This window comes from Acetobacter zythi (assembly GCF_963921165.1).
GTDB lineage: Bacteria > Pseudomonadota > Alphaproteobacteria > Acetobacterales > Acetobacteraceae > Acetobacter.
This window is the reverse complement of record NZ_CAWUEO010000012.1, coordinates 92,898-105,642: the sequence shown is the minus strand read 5'-3', so window position 1 is coordinate 105,642 and position 12,745 is coordinate 92,898. Positions and strand designations below refer to the sequence as shown.

The 12,745-nt window shown below is 61.8% G+C and carries 11 protein-coding genes; 7 read left to right on the top strand and 4 right to left on the bottom strand.

What is annotated here, in order from left to right; translation table 11 throughout:
- Nucleotides 1-13: 13 nt before the first annotated feature.
- A complete protein-coding gene (locus AABE20_RS06165) occupies nucleotides 14-178 on the top strand; it encodes a hypothetical protein (protein ID WP_338332279.1) in 165 nt (54 codons plus the stop codon).
- A gap of 42 nt (nucleotides 179-220) precedes the next feature.
- On the opposite strand, the gene rpoH is transcribed toward AABE20_RS06165, so the two are convergent.
- Both rpoH and AABE20_RS06155 read right to left on the bottom strand, forming a co-directional pair.
- A complete protein-coding gene (gene rpoH, locus AABE20_RS06160; protein ID WP_338332278.1) occupies nucleotides 221-1,105 on the bottom strand; it encodes an RNA polymerase sigma factor RpoH in 885 nt (294 codons plus the stop codon).
- Nucleotides 1,106-1,412: 307 nt separating this feature from the next.
- Nucleotides 1,413-2,369 (bottom strand): RluA family pseudouridine synthase, encoded by a 957-nt coding sequence (locus AABE20_RS06155; protein ID WP_338332603.1) that lies wholly within the window; start codon nucleotides 2,367-2,369, stop codon nucleotides 1,413-1,415.
- A 272-nt stretch (nucleotides 2,370-2,641) separates the two neighbouring features.
- Between AABE20_RS06155 and AABE20_RS06150 the strand changes: the two genes are divergently transcribed.
- Nucleotides 2,642-3,694 (top strand): FecCD family ABC transporter permease, encoded by a 1,053-nt coding sequence (locus tag AABE20_RS06150; protein WP_338332277.1) that lies wholly within the window; start codon nucleotides 2,642-2,644, stop codon nucleotides 3,692-3,694.
- Nucleotides 3,691-4,488, top strand: coding sequence for an ABC transporter ATP-binding protein (locus AABE20_RS06145; RefSeq protein WP_338332276.1), 798 nt, complete (start codon nucleotides 3,691-3,693; stop codon nucleotides 4,486-4,488). Before AABE20_RS06150 ends, AABE20_RS06145 begins: the two co-directional genes overlap by 4 nt.
- 6 nt (nucleotides 4,489-4,494) lie before the next feature.
- On the opposite strand, the gene AABE20_RS06140 is transcribed toward AABE20_RS06145, so the two are convergent.
- Nucleotides 4,495-5,961: a protein adenylyltransferase SelO gene (locus tag AABE20_RS06140; RefSeq protein WP_338332602.1), complete on the bottom strand. Its 1,467-nt coding sequence runs from the start codon at nucleotides 5,959-5,961 to the stop codon at nucleotides 4,495-4,497.
- Nucleotides 5,962-6,227: 266 nt separating this feature from the next.
- Between AABE20_RS06140 and AABE20_RS06135 the strand changes: the two genes are divergently transcribed.
- The 4 genes from AABE20_RS06135 (at nucleotide 6,228) to AABE20_RS06120 (ending at nucleotide 11,794) form a co-directional block, all read left to right on the top strand.
- Nucleotides 6,228-7,331, top strand: coding sequence for a branched-chain amino acid aminotransferase (locus tag AABE20_RS06135; protein ID WP_338332275.1), 1,104 nt, complete (start codon nucleotides 6,228-6,230; stop codon nucleotides 7,329-7,331).
- A 161-nt stretch (nucleotides 7,332-7,492) separates the two neighbouring features.
- A complete protein-coding gene (gene polA, locus AABE20_RS06130) occupies nucleotides 7,493-10,339 on the top strand; it encodes a DNA polymerase I (protein ID WP_338332274.1) in 2,847 nt (948 codons plus the stop codon).
- Nucleotides 10,340-10,342: 3 nt separating this feature from the next.
- Nucleotides 10,343-10,966: an SCO family protein gene (locus tag AABE20_RS06125; RefSeq protein WP_338332273.1), complete on the top strand. Its 624-nt coding sequence runs from the start codon at nucleotides 10,343-10,345 to the stop codon at nucleotides 10,964-10,966.
- Nucleotides 10,967-11,017: 51 nt separating this feature from the next.
- Nucleotides 11,018-11,794, top strand: a complete 777-nt coding sequence (locus tag AABE20_RS06120) for a lysophospholipid acyltransferase family protein (protein ID WP_338332272.1) — start codon at nucleotides 11,018-11,020, stop codon at nucleotides 11,792-11,794.
- Here AABE20_RS06120 and ppk2 read toward each other — a convergent pair.
- Nucleotides 11,791-12,708, bottom strand: coding sequence for a polyphosphate kinase 2 (ppk2, locus tag AABE20_RS06115; RefSeq protein WP_338332271.1), 918 nt, complete (start codon nucleotides 12,706-12,708; stop codon nucleotides 11,791-11,793). The two genes, AABE20_RS06120 and ppk2, sit on opposite strands and share 4 nt — an antisense overlap.
- Nucleotides 12,709-12,745 lie beyond the last annotated feature (37 nt).

The following is a 12,745-nucleotide window of genomic DNA, read 5'->3' as shown; positions in this document are numbered from 1 at the left end:
ACCCTGCGCGGTTATGGCCGCAGGGTTTGCCCGCCGTTTTTTTTCAACCACCCATGCCGCCAAACACCATCGCCCACGGCCACGCGGGCTACGGGCTACGGGTTACGGGTTACGGGTTACGGGTTACGGGTTACGGGTTACGGGTTACGGGTTACGGGTGTATCCGCACGTGTGCTGATGGCAAACCACAACCGCAGGCCCCATGGCGCACAAAGGGGGGTTATTCCCCCAGTGTGGCGCTACGGCGGACCGCGATTTCCTTCTTCATGGCTTCCTGCACTTTTTCAAACGCGCGCACTTCAATCTGGCGCACCCGCTCGCGGGATATGCCGTAATCATGGGCAAGTTCTTCCAAGGTCGCCGGGTCGTCCTTGAGGCGGCGTTCGGTAAAAATGCGGCGCTCACGCTCGTTCAGGGTTTCGAGTGCGGTGGCGAGCAGCGCCTTGCGACCCGACATTTCCTCATTCTCGGCGTAAACCTCTTCCTGATTGACGTGATCGTCCACCAGCCGGTCCTGCCACTCGCTCTCCTGATCCGCCTTGAGCGGTGCATTCAGGCTGTGGTCGGGGGCAGCCATGCGGCGGTTCATATCCACCACATCCTGCTCGGACACACCTAGGGTTGTGGCAATTTTGTTGACCTGCTCGGGCTTAAGGTCACCATCCTCGATCGCCTGCATCTGGCCCTTGAGGCGGCGCAGGTTGAAGAACAGTTTTTTCTGGGCAGCCGTTGTGCCCATTTTGACCAACGACCAGCTATGCAGAATGTATTCCTGTATGGCCGCACGGATCCACCACATGGCGTAGGTGGCCAGCCGGAACCCTTTTTCCGGGTCAAAGCGGCGTACGGCCTGCATCATGCCCACATTGCCTTCGCTGATCAGTTCATTGATCGGCAGACCATAGCCCCGGTACCCCATGGCAATTTTGGCAACCAGACGCAGGTGGGACGTGACCAGCCGGTGGGCTGCCTTGACATCCCCCTTGTCCCGCCATTTGCGCGAAAGGGTGAGTTCTTCTTCTGGTGTCAGCAGAGGATATTTGCGAATTTCCTGAAGGTACCTTGAAAGATTGCCTTCAGGCCCAACATCAATGACTGAGGCCATGATTTGAGTACTCCTTCCTGAGCTGGAAACTCCCACGGGGGCGTTTGGTTCCTGTTCCGTCAACAGGCGCACCCACAACTACAGAGGCAAGTTCCAGTACCCGATGGAAAAATATGACGGCCCCTGTTCCTGCCCTCGGCATGAGCAGCAGAACCCAAAGGCCCCTTCCCGCCTTACGGAAAAGTGAGCGGTATGGACCAAGATGGTGCGCCCGAAAAATGCCCTCTGTCAAGAAAACAGGTGCGCATGGTAGCAAAACTGCCACAGTTAGCGGACCTGTGCGGTCCCCTTTAACCCGGAATCGGAGTTATTCCGAGTCGCTCAGTGCGTATTCGAGTTCGCGCATGTCGGGCGGCATGGGGGTTTCAAACAGCAGCTTGTCACCCGTTCTGGGGTGGGTAAAGCCCAGCCGGGCGGCATGGAGCGCCTGACGCGGGAAGTCCAGCCCCGCGGCCTTTGCCCCCGCAGGCAGCCCACGGGCGGCGGCAGGCACACGCCGCAGGTAGAGCGGGTCCCCCATAAGCGGGTGGCCATTGGCCGAAAAATGCACCCGAATCTGGTGGGTACGCCCCGTTGCCAGCTTGCACGCGACCAGAGCTGCCGATGCGTTGAATACTTTGAGCGTGCGGTAATGGGTTAATGCCCATTTGCCGCCATGGGTCACCAGCGCCATGCGTTTGCGGTCACGCTTGTCGCGGCCTATGGCCCCTTCGTAATCCCCCTCCGCAGGCGTGGGCACACCCCAGCAGAAAGCCAGATAGGCACGGTCTATGCGCCGGGCGGCAAAATCGTCCGAGAGGGCCAGATGGGTTTTTTCCGTTTTGGCCACCACCATAACGCCCGACGTATCCTTATCCAGCCGGTGCACAATGCCGGGGCGGCGCTCCCCGCCAATTCCTTTAAGGCTATTTCCGCAATGGGCGATCAGGCCGTTAACCAGTGTGCCGGTCTCGTTCCCCGGTGCGGGGTGGACCACAAGCCCCGCTGGCTTGTCCAGTACGATCAGGTCATCATCCTCGTACAGAATGTTAAACTCCATGGCCTCGCCTTGCGGGGTGGCGGGGGCGGCGGCAGGCAGGTCCAGCACCACCACCATACCGGGTTTGACCGGCATGGCCGGTTCGCGCAGGACCACGCCATTGCACAGCAGGCACCCGGCCTCGATCAGCCCTTTGATGCGTGAGCGCGAGGGCGCTCCGGGGCAGGTGGACAAAAACCGGTCCACCCGCTCGCCCGCCTGTGCCGCATCGACCGTAAAGGCCAGAGTGGTCCCGTGGGTGGGGGCAAATTTGGGTTCCTCCCCGCCTTGTACTGGAACTGTGTGTGCCAAACCCGTCCGTCTCACTCACGCTGCTGGGGTGGAATATGCGCGTACAAAGCCCGCTTGCGCGCTGTGCGTCAAGCAGTGGCGTGGGCGTGGCTGTGTGCGTATGCGCTGTGGCCCGCGTGTAAACCACATATGTTTTGCAGTTTTGCGCGCAAGCGTGGGCCATGCCCCCTTGCCCTGCGCCATATACGGCGGGATAGTGTGCAACCATGCTCCACCACCACCCCACCATTGCGCAGACCTACCAAACCACCATGCGCCACCGCAGCCTTGTGCTGGGCGGGTTGGTGGGGGTGCTGGTTCTGTCCGTTCTGGTGGATTGCGCGGTGGGGCCTGCCGCACTCTCCCCCACCACTTTGCTGCGGGCCGTATTGACCCCTGCGGAAGTGGACGCGCAGACCCGCCTGATCATATGGCAGATCCGCCTGCCCTACGCGCTTATGGCCGCATGCGTGGGGGCAGCACTGGGGCTGGCGGGAGCGGAAATGCAGACCATTCTAGCCAACCCGCTGGCCAGCCCGTTTACACTTGGCCTGTCTGCTGCGGGGGCGTTTGGGGCATCGCTCGCCATTGTTCTGGACTGGCACACAAACCTTGTGCCCGATATGTGGCTCACAGCGGGGAGTGCGTTTGTCTGCTCCGCGCTGTCCGTGTGGATTCTGGACATGCTGGTACGGCTGAGGCAGGGCGGCACGGGCACGGTTATTCTGTGCGGGGTGGCACTTGTTTTTTCGTTTCAGGCGCTGGTGGCGCTTATGCAGTTTGTGGCGAACGAGGACGCACTGCAAAATCTGGTGTTCTGGACCCTTGGCAGCCTGACCCGCGCAACATGGAGCACCCTTGGCTTACTGGGGGGCGCGCTGGCCTGCATTTTTCCGTTTTCATTCCGGGCGGCATGGCCCTTGACCACCCTGCGCATGGGGGAGGACCGGGCGGCAAGCCTTGGGGTGGATGTGCCCCGCCTGCGCCGTGCCTCCCTGTTGCGTATTAGCCTGTTATGCGCGCTGGCCGTGGCCTTTGTGGGGGTTATTGGTTTTATCGGGCTGGTGGCCCCCCATATTGCCCGCCGCCTTGTGGGGGAGGACCACCGCTTTTACCTGCCTGCCAGCATGTTGAGCGGAGCGTGCATTCTCTCCCTCGCAGCTCTTGTTGCGCGCGTACTTGTGCCCGGTGTGGTGGTGCCTACCGGCATTGTCACCGCATTGGTGGGCATCCCGTTTTTTCTGGTCATTGTGCTGCGCCGGGGGGATGGCGCACCATGACCCACCCCCAGCCCGATGGCGGGCTAACACTCAGCAATCTGAGCGTACGGTATGGGCGCAGGCCCGTGCTGGCAAATGTGCAGGCCGGGCCATTCCCCCACGGGGCGGTCTGCGCGGTGCTTGGCCCCAATGGGAGTGGCAAATCCACCCTGTTGCGCGCCATGGGCGGGCTGCTCCGCGCCACCGGCACAATCACACTGGATGGGGTGGACCTTACCCCCCTGCCGCTGGCCCTGCGCGCGCAGCATTGCCTGTACCTGCCGCAAGCCCTGCCCGAACCCGTACGCCTGAGTGTGCTGGACGCCATGCTGGCCGCCCGCCACGCCACGGGGCGGCAGGGCAGCGCCAGCACAGCGGAAGATATAGACGCCGCCATGGCCTGCCTGCATGACGTGGGCATAGCCCACCTTGCCACGCGCAGCCTGCACGAACTCTCGGGCGGGCAGCGCCAGCTTGCGGGGCTGGCGCAGGCTCTTGGCCGCAAACCCCGCGCCCTGCTGCTGGATGAACCGCTCAGTGCGCTGGACCCGTACTACCAGCAGACCGTTATGGCCCTGCTCCGGCGCGAGACGGTGCAGCGCAATCTGGTCACCATTCTTGTTCTGCATGACCTGAACATTGCACTCAACCAGTGCGATCTGGCCTGCCTTTTGCATAATGGGCAGATTCTGGCCTACGGCCCCCCGGCGGACATTCTGACCCCCGAACACCTGCGCACCGTGTACCGCATTGATGCACGGGTGGACGCGGGCGCCAACGGGCAACGCTTCATCAGCACCGCAGGGGTTATGTAAAAGCCTTTACGTGCCGCAATAGGTATAGGGTACGACCTCCTCAGGCTGTGGGGGTGTTGCGTAGTGTTCCATGCCTGGCTGCTCCACATAGGGGGTGGCCAGCAGGTGCAGCATTTCATGGAACGGCGCAAAATCCTGCCGTTTTACAGCGGCCTGAATCATGGCCTCCACCTTGTGGTTACGCGGAATGTAGCATGGGTTGAGCTGCTGCATGGCGTGGGCACGGGCGGCATGGTCCGCGCTCCCCTGCTGCGCCACGCGGGCGCGCCACTGGGCCAGCCACGGGCCAAAACTGGCAGGCAGACCCGTGGGGGGCACATCCCCCCGCAGCACCCCGGCATGGCTGAGCGCGCGGAAGGTGTTGGTCATGTCCAGCTTTGCCGCCTCCATCTGGTCCAGCAGGGATTTGAACAGAGCTTCGTCCGCATCATCCTCCCCCACCAGCCCCAGTTTGGCGCGCATACCCGCAAAATAGGCGGTATGGAAATGGGGATGAAACGCCGCCAGCACCTGCTGGGCAATGGTAATGGCCTGATCATCCTCCTCCGCCAGCAGGGGCAGCAGGGCTTCGGCAAGGCGGGTCAGGTTCCATAGGGCTATGGTGGGCTGGTTGGTGTAGGCATAGCGGCCACGCTTATCAATAAAGCTGAACACGGTGGCGGGGTTGTATGTGTCCATAAAGGCGCAGGGACCGTAATCTATGGTCTCGCCCGATATGGCCATGTTGTCGGTGTTCATCACGCCATGAATAAAGCCCACCAGCATCCACTGCGCCACAAGGGCTGCCTGTGCCGCCACAACGCTTTGCAGGAGCGCAACATAGGGCTGCTCCGCCCCGGCGGCCTGCGGGTAAAGCCGGGCAATGGCAAAATCGGCCAGAGCGCGCAGGGCGGCCTCATCCTGTCCTGCTGCAAAAAACTGGAACGTGCCAACCCGGATATGGCTGCGCGCCACACGCGCCACAATAGCACCGGGCAACGATGTTTCACGGTAAACGCGCTCGCCCGTTTCCACCGCCGCCAGAGCGCGGGTGGTGGCAATGCCAAGGGCCGCCATACTCTCGCTGAGCAAATATTCGCGCAGAACAGGGCCAAGGGCTGCCCGGCCATCTCCACTGCGTGAATACGGGGTGGGGCCGGAGCCTTTGAGCTGAATCTCATGCACCAGACCGCGCCGGTCGGTCACATCACCCAAAAGCAGGGCGCGGCCATCGCCCAGTTGGGGAGAAAAATGGCCAAACTGGTGCCCCGCATACACCGTGGCCAGCGGGTCCATGCCCTGTGGCACCAGATTGCCCGCCAGCATGGCCACCCCTTGTGGCCCTGCAAGCCAGCCCGCATCCAGCCCCAGTTCGGCCGCAAGCGGTCTGTTCAGCGCAATCAGCCGGGGGGCGGCAACCGGAGTAGGCTGCGTGCGGGCATAAAAACGGAGGGGCAGCGTTGCATAACCCTGCCGAATGGAGGAATGGGGCATTGTTGCGCCTCCTAGCAAAAAAAAGCCCTGACCCTGCACGGCGCGGGCGTTAAGCCCTGCCACAGCCGCACAACACACAGGAACGGACCACATACGCACACGTTCGCACCTGTCTGGCACAGACACGGCGAACATGATAGGAAAGACCCCAACCGGGCCACCGGCAGGCTGCGTTATGGCGCGCCTGAAACAACAGAACAAACCGTATATCGGAGCAACCAGGCCCCTGGTCCCCATACCAGCGCCGCGGAAGACGCGAGAACACCATGACCACCGTAGCTGACAGCATTGCCTTCAAGATCACCCGCAAAACGGATGGCACACCCGCCGCCGAACGCGAAAGCCTGATCGCCAACCCCGGTTTTGGCCGCGCTTTTACCGATCATATGGCTGTTGTTACCTATACGGAAGGCAGGGGCTGGCACTCGGCCGAAATTCTGCCCCGCCAGCCGCTCATGCTCGACCCCGCAGCCTCCGTCCTGCACTACGCGCAGGAAATTTTTGAAGGCATGAAGGCCTACCGCGCCCCCAATGGCGGTGTGCAGCTCTTCCGCCCCGAAGCCAATGCCCGCCGGTTCCAAAAATCGGCCGAGCGCATGGCCATGGCGGAACTGCCCGAAGACCTGTTCCTTGAAGCCGTAACCCAACTGGTTAAAATTGACCGTGACTGGGTGCCCGCCCCCGAAGTTGGCACACTGTACATCCGCCCGTTCATGATCGCGACGGAAGCAGCCCTTGGGGTCAAGCCCGCATCCGAATTCAAGTTCATTGTTATTGCCTGTGCCGCGGGGGAATACTTCTCCAAGGATGCAGGCCCCGTTTCGGTCTGGGTGGAAACCGAAACCGTGCGGGCCTCCCGCGGGGGCACGGGCACGGCCAAGTGCGGCGGCAACTACGCCGCCAGCCTGACCGCACAGATGGAAGGCAAGCACCACGGCTGCCAGCAGGTGCTGTTCCTGGATGCGGAAGAACGCCGCTGGCTGGAAGAAATGGGCGGCATGAACGTGATGATGGTGTTTGAAGATGGCACCCTGCTGACCCCTCCGCTGGCAGGGGGCACCATTTTGCACGGCATTACGCGTGACAGCCTGCTCACACTGGCGCGCGATGCGGGGCTGAGCGTAAAAGAAGAACGCTACGCGCTCGACCAGCTTTTTGCCGATGCCAAATCGGGCAGACTGCGCGAGGTGTTCGCCTGCGGCACGGCGGCTGTTGTGTCCCCCATTGGTACGTTCAAAAGCAAGACGGACACCTGCACAATCAACAACAACAAGGTTGGCGAAGTCACCGCAAAGCTGCGCCAGAACCTGTGCGATATCCAGTTCGGCCGCGCCCCCGACCCGCACAACTGGATCAGCACCGTAGCGTAAGGCTGCGGCCCTTATCCGTCTGGCACACACCCCGGCCCTGCGCCGGGGTGTTTTTGTGTCAGGCCCCCGGCAGACATGCTGGACAGACCGGCCCAAGCGGCATATCCCAAAGCCATGCCTGCTTTTTTGTTCGCCCTCCCTTGCACACGGTTCCCCCAGCCATGACAGACACACCGCATCTGGTTCTTGTGGATGGCAGCGGCTTTATTTTCCGCGCTTTTCATGCCCTTCCCCCCATGACCAGCCCCGAAGGGGTGCCGGTCAATGCGGTCTATGGTTTTACCAACATGCTGGCCCGCCTGCTGCGCGACCATGTGGGCACGCATCTGGCCGTGCTGTTTGATGCCAGCCGCCAGACCTTCCGCTCCGAGATTTACCCCCAGTACAAGGCCCACCGCCCCGAACCACCCGAGGACCTGCGCCCGCAGTTCAGCCTGATCCGCGATGCCACAAAGGCCTTTAATGTACCGGGTATAGAACTCCCCGGCTGGGAGGCGGACGACCTGATTGCCTCCTACGCGGTGGCCGTGCGCAAAATGGGCGGGACCTGCACAATCATCTCCTCCGACAAGGATCTGATGCAGCTTGTGGGGCAAGGCGTGTGCATGCTCGACCCCATCAAACAGACCCCCATTGGCCCGGCGGAAGTGGAAACCAAGTTTGGTGTCCCGCCAGAAAAAGTGGTGGACGTGCAGGCCCTTATGGGCGACCCGACCGATAACGTACCCGGTGTGCCCGGCATTGGCCCCAAAACAGCCTCCGCCCTGATTAACGAATTCGGCACGTTGGAAAACGTGCTGGCCAACGCCCCGGGCATGAAAAAATCCAAAAAGCGGGACATGCTGATCGAGCATGCGCAGGCGGCCCGCCTCTCTCTCCAGTTGGTCACGCTGGCAACCGATGTGCCCCTGCCCGTACCCGTGGCGGAACTGACCACGCGGGAGCCGGACAAGCTGGAACTGGCCGACTGGCTGGACAGCATGGGCTTCCGCTCTGTTCTGTCCCGCATGGGCATGGGCAGTGCGGCTGGTGCGCACCTCCACCGTGCAGCCCGCGCCTCCGCCCATGCCAGTTCCGCCGGACAAACCGGAACCAGCGCCCAAAGCGGGGCAGACGGGCAAAACAGCCCCACCTCGGCCAATGCCCCCTCCCCCACCGGCCCCGCCGACCTGCTGAGCGCTCCTTATGAGGGGTACGAAACCGTACGCACCCCCGAGGCCCTGCAACAATGGGTTAGCGCCGCGCAAGAAGCAGGCCTGTGTGCTGTGGATACGGAAACCGATGGGCTGGACCCGCTGGCCGCCAACATGCTGGGCTTCTCGCTTGCCACAGCACCGGGCAAAGCCTGCTATGTGCCCCTGCGGCACGAGGGCACACTGGAAGCCCCAACCGGCACGCAGCTAACCCCCACACAGGCATTGGACCTGCTGCGCCCGCTTCTGGCCGACCCCTGTGTGCTCAAAGTGTTCCAGAATGCCAAGTTCGACCTGCTCGTACTCGACCACGCAGGCATAGACCACGCCACCATTGCCCCGGTGGATGATACAATGCTGATCTCCTACAGCCAGTCCGCCGGGTTGCATGGGCAGGGCATGGACGAACTGTCCGCCCTGCACCTCAACCACACGCCCATACCGTACGACGCCATGACCGGCACGGGCCGCAACCGCATACCCTTTGCACAGGTGCCGGTAGACAAAGCCACCACCTACGCTGCCGAGGATGCAGACGTAACCCTGCGCCTGTGGCACGTCCTGCGCCCCACCTTGCGCACCAACAAAGCGCTGGCCCTGTACGAGCAGGTGGAACGCCCACTGGTGCAGGTGCTGGCCGCCATGGAAAAATGCGGCATTGCCGTGGACCGCGCGGAACTGACCCGGCTTTCCGCCGACTTTGAAACCCGCATGAAAAGCATGGAACAGGGCATTTACGCCGCTGCGGGCCGGGAATTCAACATTGCCTCCCCCCGCCAGCTAGGCGAAATCCTGTTTGACGAAATGGGGCTAAAAGGCGGCAAGCGGGGCAAGGCCGGTGCGTGGAGCACGGATTCCTCCGTCTTGCAGGATCTTGCCGACCAGGGGCACGACCTGCCGGTGCGTGTGCTGGAATGGCGGCAGCTTGCCAAGCTCAAATCCACCTACACGGACGCCCTGCTCAAGCTGACCAGTAAGGAAAGCCGCGTCCATACATCGTTCCAGATGGCCATTACCACAACAGGCCGCCTGTCCTCCTCCGACCCGAATTTGCAGAACATTCCTGTCCGCACGGAGGAAGGTACGCGCATCCGTCAGGCCTTTGTGGCCCCTGCCGGGCGCAAGTTGATCTCGGCCGACTATTCCCAGATCGAACTGCGGCTGCTGGCCGATGTGGCCAATATTCCCACCCTGCGGGAAGCCTTTGAACTGGGGCAGGACATTCACGCCCGCACCGCATCCGAGGTTTTCAACATCCCGCTCGAAGGTATGGACGCCCTGACCCGCCGCCGCGCCAAAGCCATTAACTTTGGCATTATTTACGGTATTTCCGCCTTTGGTCTGGGCAAGCAGCTTGGCATTCCCGCAGGAGAAGCCAAAAGCTATATCGACGCCTATTTTGCCCGCTACCCCGGCATTCGGGATTATATGGAGCAGATCAAGGCCGAAGCCCGCGCCAACGGGTATGTTATGACCCCCTTTGGCAGGCGCTGCTACGTGCCCGGCATACACGAAAAAAGTGCTGTTCGCCGCCAGTATGCGGAGCGTCAGGCCATTAACGCCCCCCTACAGGGTGGGGCTGCGGATATTATCAAACGCGCCATGGTGCGCCTGCCCGCGGCACTGCAAGAAGCAGGGCTTGAAAGCGCGCGCATGCTGCTACAGGTCCATGACGAACTGCTCTTCGAGGTGGACGACGCACAGGCACAGGCCGTAGCGGAAAAAGCCAGAACCATTATGGAAGCAGCGGCACAGCTCAGCGTGCCACTGGTGGTAGAAACAGGCATTGCCCAGAACTGGGCGGAGGCACATTAATCCATGACACCAGCAGGAAAACGCGTTGCCCTGATGAGTGTGGGCATTCTGGCTCTGGCCGGGGTTGGCGGCTTTTTGGCCACTGGTCTGGCGCTCAAACACAGCATTACCCTTAATTCCTACGGGAACCCGGTCGGTGGATCCTTCCGCCTGATGGACGCCACAACCGGCACCATGACGGACAAAAGCTTTGCTGGCCGGTGGATGCTGGTGCTGTTTGGCGCCACCCATTGCGGGCAGGATGCCTGCGCCCCCGCCCTGCGCGCCATGTCTGCCGCCATGGACGAGGTTGATCCGGGCAAGCGCAAAATGGTCATTATTTTTGTAAGCCTTGACCCCGACCGTGATGACGCCGAGCGCCTGCGCCAGTATGGCGAGGCCATAAGCCCCCGCGTGGTGGCAGGGACCGCCGCCCCCTTTGCGCTGGCCGACCTTGCCAGAGAATACCACGCGCCGGTTGAAAAAGTGAGCGACCCGGAATGGGAATACGCCATGCGCATGTCCCCGCAGTTTGTGGTCATGGACCCACAGGCCCGCTACCGTGGCACGATTGATGCTCAGGCCGACCAGTCCGCCATGGCTGCCAGCCTGCGCCAGATTATGGCAACAGACAAACCCGTGCCCTAAGGCGCACCCCAACCCCCGTTCTGTGTTCTTGCAGGTCTGTTACGTGCCCCCATGCCGATGCTCCCCTCATCCGTAAGTGCCTCGGCACGCTTTTATGCCTCCCTGCTGGTCACAGGAGGCGTGTTTGTCGTGCTGGACGCGGGGTCTTTTGTGCTGCGCCACACCCTGCCCGATGGCGTGCGCCGCAGGCGGGTGGCCCGGCGCTGGCTGTGCACCATGGCGCGGGTGGCGGTGCGCTACCTGCACGCAGCCGGTATTCTGGACTGTGACATGGCGGAACTGGACGCCATTGCCCAACGCCGGGACCTTGTGCTGGTTGCCAACCATCCCTCCCGTCTGGACTGCCTTATTCTGGCATCCGCCCTACCCCATATGGTGTGCGTAACCAAAGCCTCCATATGGGAGCGCGGGGTGCTGGGCAGCACATTACGCACCGCAGGCTACGTACGGCACGATACGTTGCTCAAAATTATTGGACCCGCCTCCCAAGCCTTGGGCGAGAACTGCCAGCTTCTACTGTTCCCCGAAGGAACGCGCTCGCGCGCGGGGGCGGAACCGGGGCCAATGCAGCCGGGTTTTGCCGCCATAGCCCAGCGGACACGCGCGGATGTGCAGGTTGTGCTGATTGAAACGCCATCGCCCTATCTGTCGCAGGGGTGGCCGTTTCTAAAGCGTCCGCCGCTGCCCATGCGCTACCGCATAAAGCTGGGACCAGAGTTTGCCGCCCCCAAACGGGACGAGGCCAGCGGACGGGCCTTGATTGATGCTGTGGAAGACTGCTTTAGAAAATCCTCCCTGCATGGCAGGGAGGACCTTGAAAACGCTTAGTAAATTTCGGGAACAATCATGTTTTCCGGTGTGGGCAGGCGTTCGTAATCAGGGTGGTACGCACGCGGGGGAAGCTGAACCTCCGGGTGAGAAACAGCCTGATAGGGCACCTGCGCCAGAAGGTGGTTAATGCAGTTCAGGCGCGCGCGCTTTTTGTCCACGGCCTGCACAACCCACCAGGGCACTTCGGGAATGCTGGACCGTTCGAGCATGGTTTCCTTGGCTTTGGTGTAGAGTTCCCAACGGCGACGGCTCTCAAGGTCCATCGGGCTGAGTTTCCACTGCTTCAGCGGGTCTTCAATCCGGGCACGGAAGCGGGCTTCCTGCTCATCATCGGTGATGGAGAACCAGTATTTGATAACCTGAATGCCGCTGCGCACCAGCATGCGTTCGAACTCTGGCACGGAACGGAAGAACTCTTCGTATTCTTCATCCGTGCAAAAGCCCATAACCCGTTCCACACCGGCACGGTTGTACCAGCTCCGGTCAAACAGAACAATTTCGCCAGCAGCGGGGAGCTGGGCCACGTAACGCTGGAAGTACCACTGCGTTTTTTCACGGTCCGTGGGAGCGGGCAATGCGGCCACACGGCAGATACGCGGGTTAAGGCGCTGGGTAATGCGCTTGATCGCACCGCCCTTGCCTGCTGCGTCCCGGCCTTCAAACAGCACAACCAGACGGTGGCCCGTATCCTTCACCCAATCCTGCAAACGCACCAGTTCGCCTTGCAGGCGCACCAGTTCGCTAAAATAGGTGTGGCGGAAGCTGCGGTCAGACGGAGAGGTCTCGCCCCCCAGTCCCTCATCCTGCAATTCGAGTTCGATCTCTTCATCCAGATCGTCAATGATCTCCTGCCGTATCCGTTCGCGTTCACGCTCGGCGGCAGAAAGGCTGTTCACATTGGCATCAGACATGATCTTGCCTTCGCAGTTTGGAAGAAACATCGTCTGG

What these genes read in the sequence shown, in the direction of transcription:
- AABE20_RS06145 (WP_338332276.1), top strand. Translation starts at nt 3,691, where the DNA reads ATGACCCACCCCCAGCCCGATGGCGGGCTAACACTCAGCAATCTGAGC.
- polA (WP_338332274.1), top strand. Translation starts at nt 7,493, where the DNA reads ATGACAGACACACCGCATCTGGTTCTTGTGGATGGCAGCGGCTTTATT.
- ppk2 (WP_338332271.1), bottom strand. Translation starts at nt 12,708, where the DNA reads ATGTCTGATGCCAATGTGAACAGCCTTTCTGCCGCCGAGCGTGAACGC.
- AABE20_RS06135 (WP_338332275.1), top strand. Translation starts at nt 6,228, where the DNA reads ATGACCACCGTAGCTGACAGCATTGCCTTCAAGATCACCCGCAAAACG.
- AABE20_RS06125 (WP_338332273.1), top strand. Translation starts at nt 10,343, where the DNA reads ATGACACCAGCAGGAAAACGCGTTGCCCTGATGAGTGTGGGCATTCTG.
- AABE20_RS06150 (WP_338332277.1), top strand. Translation starts at nt 2,642, where the DNA reads ATGCTCCACCACCACCCCACCATTGCGCAGACCTACCAAACCACCATG.
- AABE20_RS06165 (WP_338332279.1), top strand. Translation starts at nt 14, where the DNA reads ATGGCCGCAGGGTTTGCCCGCCGTTTTTTTTCAACCACCCATGCCGCC.
- AABE20_RS06140 (WP_338332602.1), bottom strand. Translation starts at nt 5,961, where the DNA reads ATGCCCCATTCCTCCATTCGGCAGGGTTATGCAACGCTGCCCCTCCGT.
- AABE20_RS06120 (WP_338332272.1), top strand. Translation starts at nt 11,018, where the DNA reads ATGCCGATGCTCCCCTCATCCGTAAGTGCCTCGGCACGCTTTTATGCC.
- rpoH (WP_338332278.1), bottom strand. Translation starts at nt 1,105, where the DNA reads ATGGCCTCAGTCATTGATGTTGGGCCTGAAGGCAATCTTTCAAGGTAC.